Raw genomic sequence first — 13670 nt, 5'->3', positions numbered from 1 at the left:
CGGCACATCCGGTCGCCGCAAAACCCGAGTGATTCACCACAAAGGCCAGTTGTACGTGTCGATCCAGCGGGCCCCGACGAAGGCCACCGCGATCGACAGCCCGAGCCCACTGGCCAGGGCGATCCCGACCGCGACCCCCCGGTCGCCGAGCACGGTCAGCACGATCGTCATCGCCCACGCGGTGATTGATGCCACGATCGTCCACCACGCGTACGAGGCGAGGTCGTGGGCGAGGCCGCCGAAGAGCGCGAGCCACAGCAGCGTCGCCCCGAACCCGGACAGCACGGGCGCCGCGAGGATCGGGTGCGGTTCCCGGTAGATCGGGTGGGAGTGGCCCGGAAAGAGCCCCGACGGCGGCCGGCCGTGCCCGCCGAGCCCATAGGACGGCGAACCGGGCACCGGCGCGCCCGACGACTGCCCGAACGGCGCGGGGCCGCCCGACGACTGCCCGAACGACGCGGGCCCGCCGGGCTGCTGCGCCGCGAGCGACGACTGCCCGAACGCCATCGGCGCGCCAGATGGCTGCCCGAACGGCGTCGGCGCGACCGAGGACTGACCGAACGGCGAAGGCGCGACTGAGGAGTGACCGAACTGAGGGGGAGCGGCGAAAGGGCCGGGCGGCGCAGGCACGGCGAAAGGGCCGGACGGCGCGGGCACGGCGGGATGGCCGGGCGGGGCCGGAACGGCGGGTTGGCCGGGCGGCCCGGGCACTGCGGTCGGCGGTGTCGCCGGCCAGGACGGCTGCCTGTCGGTCACTGCCCCTCCTCCGCGTGCCACGACTGCTCCCCGCAAGCCTAGCGAGCGCTTCCCGGAACGAGCGGCCGAGCGGGCGGACATACGCGCGGGGCCGCACCCTCGCCCAAGGGATGCGGCCCCGCACTGCCGGGAGAAAAGCCTGTCGCCGTGGATCTCGGAAGAAAGTCCACTTTCCGCCGGAAGATCACATATGAACCATAAGCCGCGGTAGATCACCTCAGCCAGGCGCAAAACGGGCAGAAAGCGCAGGTGAGACGGGGGATGCCCGACCTGTCCGAACGGCTGATCTTGGCAAGTGTGGGAGAGTTCCGGGGTGGACGTGGCGGTCATCGGTCTCGGGCTCATCGGCGGGTCCCTGCTGCAAGCGCTCGCCGCGGCCGGGCACCGGGCGATCGGCTACGACGCCGATCCGGCGACCTGTGAGCTGGCCCGCGCCGAGGGCTGGACGGTGGCCGGGTCGGTCGCCGAGGCGATCGCCGGTGCCGAGGTCGCGGCCCTCGCCGTACCGCTGCCGGTCCTGCCCGAAGTCCTCGCCGAGCTGACGGCGTACGACGGCCTGGTCACCGACGTCACCTCGGTCAAAGGCCCGGTGCGCGAGTTGGCCGCCAAGCACGGCCCGCGGCGCTTCGTCGGCGGGCACCCGATGGCCGGCAAGGAGACCTCCGGCTTCGCGGCGGCCGAGCCGGGGCTGTTCGACGGCTGCGCCTGGGTGCTCTGCCTGGAGCCGGGCGAGACCGACCTCGCCGATTGGCTGACCCTGGCCGCCCTGTTCACCGCGATGGGCGCCCGCGTCGTCCCGGTCACCGCGGCCGAGCACGACCGGGCGGTCGCCCAGATCAGTCACGTGCCGCACCTGTTCGCCAGCGCGCTGGCCCGCCAGCTCGAGGGCAACCCGCTGGCCGGCACTCTCGGGGCCGGCTCGTTCCGGGACGGCACCCGGGTCGCCGCCACCCGCGCCGAGCTGATCGTGGCGATGTGCGGCGGCAACGCGACCGCCGTCCGCGAGGTGCTGCGCGGCCTGCTCGACGGCCTGGAGCGGATGGACGCGGCGCTCGCCACCGACCCGGTCCGCTTCCTCACCCCGTTGGTCGCGGCCGGCTCGGAGCTGCGCCGCCACTGGCCGGCCCGCGGCGGCACCCCGGCCGAGCTGCCGGCCGACGCCGACGGGCTGCTCGATCTGGGTCGCGGCGGCGGCTGGGTCATCGCGGTCGCCGAAAGTCGTGTCAGCGTCACGACAATCCGGCCGGAAACTGACCGCAATGATTCTTAGGGTCATGGGTGACGGAGAAAGCACCCGGACTTAGGAGACATACCATGCCCGGTCAGGTCGGCCCGGTGAACAACGAGCAGGAGGGCCTGCTCGCCTACCTCGCCCAGATGCGGTACGTGGTCCGGTTGACCGCCTACGGCCTCACCGAGGAACAGCTGCGCGCCACTCCCACGGCCAGCGCGCTCAGCGTCGGCGGCATCATCAAGCACTGCGCCTCGACCGAGGAGAACTGGCTCGCCACCATCCGTCGCGAACCACCGTCGATGGACTACGAGAGGTACGCGGCGAATTTCAAGCTGGCCGACGGCGAGACGATCGAGGAGGTCTTCGCCCGCTACGACCGGGTCGCCGGGGAGCTGGAGAAGACGGTCAACGAGATCGGCGACCTCGACTACCGGATCGACATCGACCACCACGCGCCGTGGGACCGCAAGGACCTGACCCACTGGACCGTACGGTGGATCCTCCTGCACCTGATCGAGGAAGTCGCCCGGCACACCGGCCACGCCGACATCATTCGCGAGTCGGTGGACGGCGGCACGGCCATCGGGTTGATGGCCGCGGCCGAGGGCTGGCCGGCGACCTCCTGGCTCAAGCCCTGGAAGAAGGAGAGCTAGACGCGGAGCGAAGCGGAGCCATCAGACTCTGTCTCCCCGGTCCAGCCGGATCACCCGCTGGTCGGTGACGATCGCGGTGACCAGGTCGCGCGGTGTCACGTCGAAGGCCGGGTTCACCGCGTCGGACCAGGGAGTGACCTCGGCGGCGCCGCGGTCCTCGATCGGGACCGCGTCGCCGCCCGGGGTGCTCACGTCCACAGTCGACTCCGGGGCGACCACCACGAATGGCAGGCCGGCTCGGCGCGCGCCGAGGGCGTGCGCGTACGTGCCGATCTTGTTGATCACGTCGCCGTTCGCGCAGATCCGGTCGGCGCCGAGGATCACGCCATCCACCTCGCCGCGGGCCATCAGGAACGGGCCGGCCGAGTCGACCGCCACCCGGTGCGGCACGCCCCACTGGGACAGCTCCCAGGCGGTCAGCCGGGCGCCCTGCAACAGCGGCCGGGTCTCGCTGGCGATCACCCCGGTCAGCGCGCCCCGGCGGTGCAGCTCGTAGACCACGCCCAGCGCGGTGCCGAGGGTGACCGTGGCCAGCCCGCCGGTGTTGCAGTGGGTGAGCAGCCGGAGCCGCGGGCCGCACAGGTCGATCATCAGGTCGGCGCCGAGCGACGCCATCGCCTGCGAGGCCGCCACCTCCTCGTCGCGGATCGCACAGGCCTCGGCCAGCACGGCCTCCGGCCCGCGGGACAGCAGCCCGGCCGCCCGGTGGACGCCGCGGGCCAGGTTGACCGCGGTCGGCCGGGCGTGCTCCAGCCGGTGCACCGCGGCGGCCAGCGCCCGCGGATCGTCGCCGTGCACCCGCGCGGCCAGCGCCACGCCGAACGCGCCCGCCACCCCGAGGGCCGGGGCACCGCGCACCGCCAGCGACTGGATCGCGGCGACCAGCTCGGGCACCGTGTGCAGCCGCAGGACACGTACCTCCTTGGGGAGCACCGTCTGATCGATGATCTCGACGGCCCCGTCCACCCAGTCGATCGTCCGCACAGGCCGAGCGTAATCGTCTTAGGCTTGCGCAATGCCAACTCGTGATCCGGTCGACGATCTGCGGCGCATCGCCTTCTACCTGGAGCGGGCCAACGAGGCGACCTACCGGGTGCGTGCGTTCCGCTCGGCCGCCGCCGCGATCGCCAAGCTGCCGGCCGATGAGCTGGCCGAGCGCGCCGCCGCCGGCACGCTGGCCGAGCTGCCCGGGGTCGGCGAGGTCACCGCCCGCTGCATCGCCGAGTCGCTGGCCGGCGAGGAGCCGGTCTACCTGCGCCGGGTGCGTTCGACCGAGGGCACCGACCTGCCGGTCGCCGCGGCCGCGCTGCGGGCGGCGCTGCGCGGCGACTGCCACTCCCATTCGGACTGGTCGGACGGCGGCTCGCCGATCGAGGAGATGGCCCTCGCCGCGGTCGAGCTGGGCCACGAGTACCTGGTGCTCACCGACCACTCGCCCCGGCTGACCGTCGCCAACGGGCTGTCCCCGGCCCGCCTGCGCCGGCAGCTCGACCGGGTCGCCGCGCTCAACGACGCGCTGCCGGAGGGCTTCCAGGTGCTCACCGGGATAGAGGTGGACATCCTCGAGGACGGCGCGCTCGACCAGGAGGACGAGCTGCTGGCCCGGCTCGACGTGGTGGTCGGCTCGGTGCACAGCAAGCTGCGTGACGAATCGCCGCGGATGACCCGGCGGATGCTGGCCGCGATCGCCAACCCGCACCTGGACATCCTCGGCCACATGACCGGCCGCAAGGTCGCCGCGGCCGGCGAGGGCGACAAGGGGCACCGGGCCGGGCGTACCCGCCCGCCGAGCACGTTCGACCTGGAGAAGGTGATCGAGGCGTGTCTCGAGCACGGCAAGGCCATCGAGATCAACTCGCGGCCGGACCGGCTCGACCCGCCCAAGCGGATGCTGACCGTGGCGGTCGAGGCCGGGTGCCTGTTCAGCATCGACACCGATGCGCACGCGCCCGGCCAGCTCGACTGGCTGCGCAACGGCTGCGAACGCGCCGCGCTCTGCGGGGTGCCGGCCGAGCGCGTGGTAAACACCTGGCCGATCGAGCGGCTACGGGAGTGGACCGCCGGACACAAGTGATACAGGGCGGCGTACGGCCCGGGTCGTCCCGTAGGGTCGCGACGTGGGACGAATTGACGACCTCGCCGACCGCTATGTCGCCGAGTGGGCCGAGCTGAGCCCCCTCGGCGCCACCCATGTCGGCATTGCCGGCCACGACGACAAGATTGACGACCTTTCCCCGGCCGGCTATACCGCCCAGGCCGAGCTGGCCCGCCGCACGCTCAACGAGCTCGACATCACCGAGCCCGAGCACGAGACCGAGCAGGTGGCCAAGGACGCGATGATGGAGCGGCTCGGGCTGGAGCTGGCGACGTATGACGCCGGCTACGCCAAGAGCGCGGTCAGCGTGATCTCCAGTGCCCTGCACGGGCTGCGCGGGGTCTTCGACATCATGCCCACCGAGGGCGAGCAGGCGGTCGCCAACATCGCGGCCCGGCTCAACGGCTTCGCCCCGGCGCTGGAGCAGTACAAGACGACCCTGCGGGACGAGGCCGCGGCCGGCCGGGTCAGCGCCCGCGCCCAGCTGCTGGCCGTCGCCGAGCAGTGCGACGCGTGGAGCGACCCGGGCCGCGACGACTTCTTCCACGGGCTGACCCGCCGGCTCTCGGCGAGCGGTGCGCTGGCCGGCGAGCTCGACCGCGGGGCCACCGCGGCCACCGCCGCCACCGCCGACTTCGCCGCGTTCCTGCGCGACGAGATGGCCCCGGTCGGCCGGGCGAAGGAGGCAGTCGGCGAGGAGAGGTATTCGCTGGCCTCCCAGTACTTCCTCGGCGCCAAGGTCGACCTGCACGATACGTATCTCTGGGGCTTCGCCGAGCTGCACCGGCTCGAGCGCGAGATGGCCGTCGTCTCCGCGGCGATCGCCGGCTCGGGCGCCACGGTCGACCAGGCGGTGGCGACCCTCGACACCGACCCGGCCAAGCGCATTCCGGGCAAGGAGGCCTTCCGCGACTGGATGCAGCAACTGGCCGACAAGGCGATCAGCGAGCTCGACGGGACGCATTTCGACATCGAGCCGCCGGCCCGCAAGATCGAATGCTGCCTCACCCCGACCAGCGACGGCGGTATCTACTACACCGGCCCGAGCGAGGACTTCTCCCGGCCCGGCCGGATGTGGTGGGCGGTGCCCGAGGGCATCACCGAGTTCTCCACCTGGCGCGAGGTCACGACGGTGTACCACGAGGGCGCGCCCGGCCATCACCTCCAGATCAGCCAGACCATGCTGCGCGCCGACCTGCTCAACCGCTGGCGCCGCCTGCTCTGCTGGTGCTCGGGCCACGGCGAGGGCTGGGCCCTGTACGCCGAGCGCCTGATGGACGAGCTGGGCTACCTGGAGGACCCGGGCGACCGGCTCGGCATGCTCGACGGCCAGGCGCTGCGCGCGGCCCGGGTGATCGTCGATATCGGCATGCACCTGGAGTACGAGATTCCCCGGGACAACCCGTTCGGCTTCCACCCGGGCGAGCGCTGGACCCCGCAGCTGGGCTGGGAGTTCCTCCGGGCGCACACCCGGGTGGCCGACGAGGTGCTGCGCTTCGAGTGGAAGCGGTACCTCGGCTGGCCGGGGCAGGCCCCGTCGTACAAGGTGGGCGAGCGGATCTGGATGCAGGCCCGAGAAGAGACGAAACAGCGCAAGGGCGCCGATTTCGACCTCAAGGCGTTCCACCGTGACGCATTGAACTTGGGCTCGCTCGGCCTTGATCCGTTGCGTAAGGCACTCGCCCGCCTGTGACCTTTTTCGGCTTTTCCCCGGTGTGTGCCGGGGAAAAGCCCGTTTTGCACTGCGGCCGACATTACTAAGCGCAATTCTCATTCCGCTGCGCAATCAGACGACTACGCTGCGTCAATTAGACGCCGAGTCATAATCGTTATCTATTGCGAATCTTGTAGCTTTTCGTTAGACGGCCTTCCGGTTACCATCCTCGCGGTAGCCAACCGGCTCCGGAACCGGTGTGCGCTGCGGCTGAGCCCAACCTGACGGGGTCGAGACGCGCACCGACAACGACCGTCGGACGGGCCTGGCATCCCCCGATCAGCCGAGAGAAATCTGGCCCTTGGCGAGGGCGTTTCTGAGGATTTCTCGGAGTAGATTGGCCCGGATCCGTGCGCCCAACTGGCTACGGACAGTAGCCGGTCACCATCGGCTCATCGCGTGTTGCATGGCGGAGGACGAAAGCAATGAACAGCCGGCGAACCCGTTTACGCTCCGCGCTCGCGGTGATTTTGACGGTTTTGGTGCTGGTACCCAGTGCGGTCCTGTTCGGCCGGGTTTGGCAGGAGAACTCACGCCAGACCACGCAGACCGACCTGGAGAAGAAGGGCATCGAGTACATCGCCGCCCTGACCCCGCTGATCAGCGCCCTGACCGAGTCGCAGACCTCGGCGATCCAGGGCGTGACCGCGCCGCCCGACTCACTCAACGCGGCCGTCGCCAAGGTCGCGGCCGCCGACGCCAAGCTCGGCGACGATCTGAAGACCAAGGAGCGCTGGGCCGATCTCACCACCAAGATCGCCAAGCTGCCCAAGGCTTCCGGCGGTCCGCTGGCCGTCCTGCAGGCACACATCGAGGTGTCCGACCTCGCGCTCGCGCTGTACGGCGCTGTCCGCCGCAACTCGCAGCTGAGCCGCGACCCGGCCAGTGACATGAACAACCTGCAGCAGGCGGTGGCGATCGACATGCCGAAGACCGTCACGCTGGTGAGCCGGGCGGGCGACTTCGCGAACATCGCGCAGACCGCGACCGCCGCCACCCGCGGCACGATCGCGGTGCAGTTCGGCGCGGAACTAGCCGCCGCACAGGACGCGGTGAACGCCCTCACCGATGACCTGCAGGCCGCCGTGGACGACACCACCAGCCCGACGCTGAGCGGGTCGCTGGTCACCACGCTCGACTCGTTCCGCCGCGGCTTCGAGTCGATGACCCGCGGCGCCAACCAGGGCAGCACCCCGAACGTCGCCACCATGTCCACCGCCGAGACCGCTCTGCAGAGCGCGCTGGGCCAGTTGGCCACCGTCACCCTCCGGGAGATGGCCAAGCTGCTCGACGACCGGTCCGACTCGCTGGCGTACAAGCGGGCCGAGGCCGTGGCCATGGGCCTGCTCGCGGTCCTGCTGGTGCTCGCCGCGCTGATCCTGCCGGCGCTCGGCCGGCGCCGCGACGCTCAGCCGGTCGGCCGCCCGGTCGGCGAGTCCACGCGGGACATCCCGTCCGCCGCCGTCGCGGCGCCCGGCAGCTACGGCGGCCAGTACGACGTGGCCCCGGCGTACGGCGACATCGACCCGACACGGCGGGAGCGGTCCGGTGCTCTTCGGTAAGTTCCGCATCCTGGGCAAACTCGCCCTGCTCGTGCTCGTCCCGCTGCTCGGCGTCGTGGCGCTGAGCATCCCGATCATCGTCACGCGCATCAACGACGCCCGGGACGCGCAGACGACGTCCGACAACATCGAGCTGGCCACCAAGGTCAGCACCGCGGTGCAGCAGTTGCAGGAGGAGCGCCTGCTCTCGATCGGCTTCATGTTCGGCCTGATCCAGGAGCCCGAACTGGTCGTGCAGAGCGCCAACGCGACCGATGCCGTGGCCCGCATCGACGACGGCGGCCAGCCGCTCAACAAGGATCTGCGGCGCGCGATCCGCAACGTGTCCCGATTGGACAACACCCGGCAGAACGTGATCAACCGGGCCATCCGCCCGGACACCCTGGTCACCGAGTTCACCGAGAGCATCACGCCGCTGATCGACGGTTTGCAGCTGTCCGCTTCCGCCGATCTGAAGACCGGCGTCGGCCGGCAGGTCTTCGCCCTCGACCAGGCGCTGCGCACCGACGACATGATCAGCCAGGCGTCCGGCTACCTGGTCGTCGCCACGATCACCAGGAACCCCGGCTTCGTCAGTCTCTTCTACTCGACGCTGGTGCAACTGCAACAGGTGATCAAGAACGCGCAGGCGTTCTTCACCGACGCCCAGTACAAGCTCTACATCGGCGCCCAGGACGCGTTCTCGTCCCGGGTCGGCTCGGACTTCCTGACCCAGGCCGCGATCAACCCGAACACCGCGGTCGCCTCGCTGAACATCAAGACGCTGTTCCCGTCGCTGCGCTCGGTGCTCGTTCTCGGTGGCTTCGTGGAGAAGCGGGTCGCCGCGGACGTGCAGACGATCGTGACGAACAACCGGGACACGGCGCTGCGGGACGCCTTCCTCATCGGTGGCGGCTCGCTGCTCCTGCTGCTCCTGGTGATCGCGCTGAGCATCTTCATGGCCCGCGCGGTCGCCCGGCCGCTGCAGCGCCTCACCGGCTCCGCCGACCGGATCGCCCGCGCCGCCGAGGCCGAGCTCGAGCGGGTCGCCGACGACGAGGCGGAGGCGGTACGCCCGATCCGCCTCGACCCGGTCGACGTCGAGGCCCAGGACGAGATCGGCGACCTGGCCCGGGCGTTCGACCGGGTGCAGACCACCGCCGCCCGGCTGGTGGAGCGCCAGGTGCTCGGCCGGCGCAACGTCGCCCAGATGTTCGGGCACGTCGGACGGCGTACCCAGAACCTGGTCGGCCGCCAGCTGGCCCTGATCGACAACCTGGAGCGCAGGGAGACCGACAGCGATCGGCTCCGCGAGCTCTACCGGCTCGACCACATGTCGTCGCGTCTGCGCCGGAACGCGTCCTCGCTGGTCGTGCTCTCCGGTGGGGCCGGTGCGAACGAGCACATGGCGCCGCTGGCGCTGTCCGATGTGGTGCGTCTCGCCCTCGGTGAGATCGAGGACTACACCCGCATCGACGTCGACGTGCCCGAGGAGATCGTGGTCGTGCCGGCCGTCCTCGCCGACCTGACCCTGATGCTCGCCGAGCTGATGGAGAACGCGACCGCCTTCTCCCCGCCGCACACCCGGGTGCTGATCTCGGCGACCGAACTGCGCGGCGGCGCCCGCCTGGCGATCGTCGACAACGGCCTGGGCATGTCGCCCGAGCGGCTCGCCGAGGAGAATTCCCGGCTCACCCACCGCGAGCGCCTCGACCTGGTGCCCAGTGAGGTGCTCGGCCTCTTCGTGGTCGGCCGCCTCGCCCGCCGGCACGGCATCGAGGTCACGCTGACCGACACTCCCGGCGGTGGCATCACGGTCTGGCTCGACCTCAACCCGTCGCACCTGGTCTCCCGGGTGCTCGCCACCACGTCGATGGGCGTGCCGTCGTTCGCGGCCCCGGCGACCAACATGCCGACCCACCACACGGCCGAGTTCGCCCAGGTGATCGCCGGTTCCCAGGCCCGCGCCTCGGTGCCCGGCAGCCAGCTGCCGTTCGACGCGAACGTGCTTGAGCGGGCGACCCGTACGCTCGAGTCGGGGCACTCGTGGAACGCGTTCCAGGCGCCGGTCCGGGCCGACGCCGCCCCGGCCGTCGACGCTCCGGCCATCGACGGCCCGGTCATCGACGGCCCGATCTACGACGCGGAACCGGTCTACGACGCCGAGCCGGTCTACTCGCCCGCGCAGATCTACCAGCCGCCGGTCGGGCCCGACCTGGGCGTGCCGGTGGCCGGCCGGGTGCCGGCCTCGCTGCCGGAGCTGCCGGCGGCCGGCCCCTCGGCGTGGAACCAGCACCCGATCGAGGCGCCCCAGCCGACCTGGAACGCGCCGCGACCGTCCGAGACCGCGTGGAGCGTGCCGCAGCCGCTCGAGACGTCGCAGCCGACCTGGAGCACGCCGCAGCCGGAGATCGCGCCGCCGACGTGGAACAGCCCGGAGCTGGAGCCGGCCGCCCCACCCACGCCGGTCATCCCGCACCAGCGGACCGACGAGGACCAGCGGTACGGCACGCCGCCGGTTCCGGAGGCATACGCCCACCCGTACCCCGAAGCCCACCCGTACCCCCAGGCCCAGCCGTACCCCCAGGCCCAGCCGTACCCCCAGCCTCGCCCGGAGGTCCGGCCGTACCCGGAGGTCCAGCCCGAACCGGAGCGCGGCGCCGGCGCGCCGCTTCGCCGCCGGGTGCCCGGCAGCCAGTTGCCGCAGGAAACCGGCACCCGGCTGCCCACCGCTCCGCCCTCCCAGGACGACGCGGTCGCGGCCCGGGCCGCGTTCGACGCCTTCGAGGCCGGCGTCAGCCGTGCCCAGTGGGACGCCGCCGAGACCGAGATGACGGCGCCGCCATCGGCCGGTCACACCCCCCTCGCCCGGCGGGTACCGGGCGCCACCCTTCCGGCGGACGTGCAGAACACGCCGCCTCCGCCCGCTCCGGCACCTCCGCTCGATCCGGATGCCGCACGAGCACTGATGGAACAGTTCGAGTACGGCGTCGCACTCGCACTGAACGAAACTCAACCCGAGGGACAACCGCGATGACTAGCCCCTACTCCACGGAAACCGGCAATGGCCACTACGGCCAGGCCCAGCTGAGCGCCGAGGCGAAGACCTTCAATTGGCTTCTCGACTCGTTCACCTCCGGCACCGCGGGTGTGATCGAGGCCATCGCCGTCTCCTCCGACGGCCTGCTCATGGCGATGTCCGCGATCAAGGACCGGCCGAACGCCGAGCGGCTCGCCGCGGTGGTCTCGGGTCTGACCAGCCTGGCCGGCGGCGCCGCCAGCTGGTACCGGCTGGGCGCGCTGAACCGGGTCATCATCGACATGGCCGACGGCTACCTGCTGGTCACGGCCATCAGCGCGGGCTCGGTGCTCGGCGTCATCGCGGACCGTACGGCGAACCTGGGCACCCTCGCGTACGAGATGACCCTCTTCGCCACCCGGGCCGGCGGCGCTCTCAGCCCGCGTCTGATCGCGGAATTGAAGAACGCCGTCCAGCAATGACCTATTCGGACCCCGACGACCCGGCGCCCCCGGCTCGGCCGAGCGTCCGACCCTTCCTGCAGTCTGGCCCGTCGTCGGTCGGCGGCTACCGCCCCACCCCCAGCGGGGAACCGCCGGCCGACGACCAGGCCACGACCCTGCGCCCGTTCGTCATCACGTCCGGACGCACCGACGGCGCCGATCCCGAGATTGGGATGGAGACCCAGGTGACCGTCAACCACGCCGCGACGCCCATGCGGCTTTCGCCGGAGATGCGCGCCATCGTTGCGCTCTGTGGAGATCCTCTGTCCGTGGCCGAGATATCCGCTCGGCTGCGCCTGCACCTCGGCGTCACCCGGATCCTCGTCGGTGACCTGCGCGCCGCGGGCCAGCTGGACGTCCATGTGCTGGACAACGAGACCCCCGACCCCGAAACCATCATGCGAGTGATCCGTGGACTTCGAGCAATCACCTGACCATTTCGTCGGCACCGCGCGTGTCGGCGGCCGCGGCGCGCCGAAGAAGGCGCCGGTCCCGGTGAAGATCATCGTGGCGGGTGGCTTCGGTGTCGGAAAGACGACAACTGTGGGCGCGATCTCGGAGATCTCTCCGCTCACCACCGAGGCGGAGATGACCTCGGAGTCGGTCGGCATCGACAATCCCGGCCAGGCGACCATGAAGACCACGACCACGATCGCGATGGACTTCGGCGTGCTGACCATCGATCAGACGCTGAAGCTCTACATCTTCGGTACGCCCGGCCAGTCCCGCTTCGCCTTCATGTGGGACGACCTGATCAAGGGCGCGCTCGGCGCATTAGTAGTGGTGGACACGGCTCGGATCGACGACTGCTACCCCGCGGTCGACTACTTCGAGCGGGCCGGTCTGCCGTTCGTGGTCGGCGTGAACACGTTCAACGGGCAGATGAATTACAGCCTCGAGGAGGTCCGCTGGGCGCTTGCGGTGCGTGACGATGTGCCGGTTCTCTCATTCGACGCGCGCTTCCGCGCCTCGGTCCGCGACGCCCTCCTGGTGGTCCTCGACCAGGCTCTGGACAAGGCGATTCGAGCCAGGTCCACGTAGGGTGTGCGCTGCGTAGCACAGATCGAGGTTTTCAAATCGGCCTTCCAGCGGGCAGAGTGGATGGGACCCACCCGCACTAGGAAGGATGGTGACGTGCGAGGCGGACTGGACGACGCGCTCGACAAGCTCGCGCGCCGTGATGAGCTGCGCAGGCGCGCCGCCGGAGAGGCCACCGGGACCTCACCGGCCGTGACCGAGCTGGTCGAGGCGATCGCTGGAGTCGTGGCACGCCATCCCGAACTCGGTGTGACCGTGGGTGCGGAGGGCTCGGGCGAGCCCGTGCTGCTGCATTTCTTCTTCGCCGAGGGCCAGGTGCAGGTCAGCGCGGACAATCCGGTGCAGCCCGAGGTGCCGGCCGCCCGGCACGCCGACGTCGTCGAGATCGACCTGGAGCCGGAGCCGTATTCCGCGCCGCCGTCGCCGGCCGCCGACCCGCGCCGCTTCAGCCACGACGACCAGGATCGCTACGGACCGGCCAGTTACGGGTACGCCGAGACGCCGTACTACGCCGAGTCGGACACGGCCGAGCGCCGGTACGGGTCGTTCGACAACCCGCCGGCCGACGACCGCTACCCGTCGCCGGACCCCGGCGAGACCTCGCGCGACCTCGGGGCCCGCATGCGTGACCTGGGCATGGCCTCGCGCGACCCCGGGTTCCCCGCGCCGTCGGCTCCGGAGTACCCGCCGCACCCGTACGCGGCCACCCCGCCGCCGCCCGTGCCGCCGCAGACCTCGAGGTACCAGGACCCGCAGGCCACCCACCGGATCCGGGCCGACCGCTACCACGACCCGGCCGAGAACGAGGCCACCGAGCGCCTGGTCACCGAGCGGCTGGTCACCGAGCGCCTGGCGCCGCAGCCGCAGCGGGGCGACTCCATGCCCTCACCGCTGCCGAAGCCGATCCCGCTGCAGGTGGAGCGCCCGGAGGAGACCGAGATGGCCGCCCGTCGGCTCGCCGCCCTGCTGCGCGACGACCCGTCGCTGCTCAACAACGGCCACCAAGGGTAATCGTCCGCCGGTCGACATTGCGTTGAGTAACTGGGGAACCGAGAGTTCGCCCGGTTTGTTCGTGTCTGGGATGTCTGGGTTGGGCCGTTCGGCCACAATGAGTGGC

At 71.1% G+C, this 13670-nt stretch carries 12 protein-coding genes; 10 read left to right on the top strand and 2 right to left on the bottom strand.

Annotated features, from left to right (window positions below):
* Positions 1-33: 33 nt before the first annotated feature.
* On the bottom strand, positions 34-507 hold the full coding sequence (locus tag IH26_RS63010) for a hypothetical protein (protein ID WP_245665383.1): 474 nt from the start codon (positions 505-507) through the stop codon (positions 34-36).
* A 562-nt stretch (positions 508-1069) separates the two neighbouring features.
* Between IH26_RS63010 and IH26_RS0122170 the strand changes: the two genes are divergently transcribed.
* Together IH26_RS0122170 and IH26_RS0122165 are read left to right on the top strand one after the other, a co-directional pair.
* Positions 1070-2026: a prephenate dehydrogenase gene (locus IH26_RS0122170; RefSeq protein WP_030438148.1), complete on the top strand. Its 957-nt coding sequence runs from the start codon at positions 1070-1072 to the stop codon at positions 2024-2026.
* A 44-nt stretch (positions 2027-2070) separates the two neighbouring features.
* Positions 2071-2643: a DinB family protein gene (locus IH26_RS0122165; RefSeq protein WP_030438147.1), complete on the top strand. Its 573-nt coding sequence runs from the start codon at positions 2071-2073 to the stop codon at positions 2641-2643.
* 21 nt (positions 2644-2664) lie between these two features.
* On the opposite strand, the gene mtnA is transcribed toward IH26_RS0122165, so the two are convergent.
* Complete coding sequence (gene mtnA / locus IH26_RS0122160) at positions 2665-3627, bottom strand: S-methyl-5-thioribose-1-phosphate isomerase (protein WP_030438146.1); 963 nt, start codon at positions 3625-3627, stop codon at positions 2665-2667.
* A 31-nt stretch (positions 3628-3658) separates the two neighbouring features.
* On the opposite strand from mtnA, the gene IH26_RS0122155 reads away from it, so the two are divergent.
* From IH26_RS0122155 to IH26_RS0122120, 8 genes are all read left to right on the top strand, one after another.
* A complete protein-coding gene (locus IH26_RS0122155) occupies positions 3659-4717 on the top strand; it encodes a PHP domain-containing protein (RefSeq protein WP_030438145.1) in 1059 nt (352 codons plus the stop codon).
* A gap of 43 nt (positions 4718-4760) precedes the next feature.
* Positions 4761-6431 carry a DUF885 domain-containing protein gene (locus tag IH26_RS0122150; RefSeq protein ID WP_030438144.1) on the top strand — a complete coding sequence of 557 codons (1671 nt, stop codon included), beginning with the start codon at positions 4761-4763 and terminating at the stop codon, positions 6429-6431.
* A 503-nt stretch (positions 6432-6934) separates the two neighbouring features.
* Positions 6935-8014 carry a hypothetical protein gene (locus tag IH26_RS0122145; protein ID WP_245665381.1) on the top strand — a complete coding sequence of 360 codons (1080 nt, stop codon included), beginning with the start codon at positions 6935-6937 and terminating at the stop codon, positions 8012-8014.
* Positions 8001-11030, top strand: a complete 3030-nt coding sequence (locus IH26_RS0122140; RefSeq protein WP_030438142.1) for a nitrate- and nitrite sensing domain-containing protein — start codon at positions 8001-8003, stop codon at positions 11028-11030. Before IH26_RS0122145 ends, IH26_RS0122140 begins: the two co-directional genes overlap by 14 nt.
* Positions 11027-11494: a roadblock/LC7 domain-containing protein gene (locus tag IH26_RS0122135; protein WP_030438141.1), complete on the top strand. Its 468-nt coding sequence runs from the start codon at positions 11027-11029 to the stop codon at positions 11492-11494. The genes IH26_RS0122140 and IH26_RS0122135 overlap by 4 nt, the downstream gene beginning before the upstream one ends.
* A complete protein-coding gene (locus tag IH26_RS0122130) occupies positions 11491-11949 on the top strand; it encodes a DUF742 domain-containing protein (protein WP_030438140.1) in 459 nt (152 codons plus the stop codon). Before IH26_RS0122135 ends, IH26_RS0122130 begins: the two co-directional genes overlap by 4 nt.
* Positions 11927-12556: a GTP-binding protein gene (locus tag IH26_RS0122125; protein WP_030438139.1), complete on the top strand. Its 630-nt coding sequence runs from the start codon at positions 11927-11929 to the stop codon at positions 12554-12556. The genes IH26_RS0122130 and IH26_RS0122125 overlap by 23 nt, the downstream gene beginning before the upstream one ends.
* Before the next feature lie 93 nt (positions 12557-12649).
* Positions 12650-13564 carry a chromosomal replication initiator protein DnaA gene (locus IH26_RS0122120; RefSeq protein ID WP_030438138.1) on the top strand — a complete coding sequence of 305 codons (915 nt, stop codon included), beginning with the start codon at positions 12650-12652 and terminating at the stop codon, positions 13562-13564.
* The last annotated feature ends 106 nt before the right edge of the window (positions 13565-13670 follow it).

Source organism: Actinoplanes subtropicus (assembly GCF_000721705.1).
Taxonomy (GTDB): domain Bacteria; phylum Actinomycetota; class Actinomycetes; order Mycobacteriales; family Micromonosporaceae; genus Actinoplanes; species Actinoplanes subtropicus.
The sequence above is the reverse complement of the archived record's forward strand: the minus strand, read 5'-3'. Positions and strand labels throughout refer to the sequence as shown.

Excerpts from the sequence above, each read along its gene's own strand:
- IH26_RS0122130 (WP_030438140.1), top strand. The coding sequence starts at position 11,491 with ATGACCTATTCGGACCCCGACGACCCGGCGCCCCCGGCTCGGCCGAGC.
- IH26_RS63010 (WP_245665383.1), bottom strand. The coding sequence starts at position 507 with ATGGCGTTCGGGCAGTCGTCGCTCGCGGCGCAGCAGCCCGGCGGGCCC.
- IH26_RS0122165 (WP_030438147.1), top strand. The coding sequence starts at position 2,071 with ATGCCCGGTCAGGTCGGCCCGGTGAACAACGAGCAGGAGGGCCTGCTC.
- IH26_RS0122155 (WP_030438145.1), top strand. The coding sequence starts at position 3,659 with ATGCCAACTCGTGATCCGGTCGACGATCTGCGGCGCATCGCCTTCTAC.
- IH26_RS0122135 (WP_030438141.1), top strand. The coding sequence starts at position 11,027 with ATGACTAGCCCCTACTCCACGGAAACCGGCAATGGCCACTACGGCCAG.